This is a genomic window from Marivivens donghaensis (assembly GCF_011806565.1).
Lineage (GTDB): Bacteria > Pseudomonadota > Alphaproteobacteria > Rhodobacterales > Rhodobacteraceae > Marivivens > Marivivens donghaensis_A.
Genome location: NZ_JAATOP010000024.1, coordinates 1 through 682, shown reverse-complemented (window position 1 = coordinate 682; position 682 = coordinate 1). Strand labels below are relative to the sequence as shown.

The following is a 682-nucleotide window of genomic DNA, read 5'->3' as shown; positions in this document are numbered from 1 at the left end:
CGTATCTGGATTTCGGCGGTCTGGCGGTCGGGGTCTCGTGACATGATCCGGTCGCCGAGGAGTTTGAGGCGGTTCATCTGCGCCTCGACGCGACTTCGCGCGTGATAGCCCGCCCATTTCATCCAGATGGACCGGCTCAGACATCGTGTCGTCCGGAGGATCTCGTTTCGAGATATCGCGGCGGGGCAGTCCGGTTTCCACGCTCGACCATTGCGACGGACTGGGATGATCGACTCCGCACCGTGTTCAAGAATCGCGGCATGGCAGCGACGGGTGTCATAGGCACCATCGGCGGTGACGGTTTCGATCTCTTCATCAGCGGTATCTGCGCCAGCAACTCCGGCAGGATCGGGCTGTCGCCCTGCCTGCTCGAGGTAAACTCGACCGCACGGATGTCGCCAGTGGCGGTGTCCATCGCTAGATGCACCTTGCGCCACTCGCGTCTGCGCGTCGCGCCATGTTTGCGCGAAAGCCATTCGCCATCACCGCGAAAACGGATGCCTGTGCTATCAATAAGTAAGTTCAGCGGCTGACCGGAGCGTCGATACGGGATCTGCACCTGGAACCGGGCCTGGCGTTGGCACAGCGTGGAATAGTCCGGCACTGGCCAGTCGAGCCCGGCCATCTCGATCAGGCTCGCGACCAGGCCGACGGTCTGGCGAAGCGGCAGGCCGAACAGGAC

General features: G+C 62.8%; 1 pseudogene. It reads right to left on the bottom strand.

Annotated features, from left to right (window positions below):
* Positions 1-682, bottom strand: a pseudogene (locus tag HCZ30_RS16485) (IS5 family transposase); the annotation flags it as partial.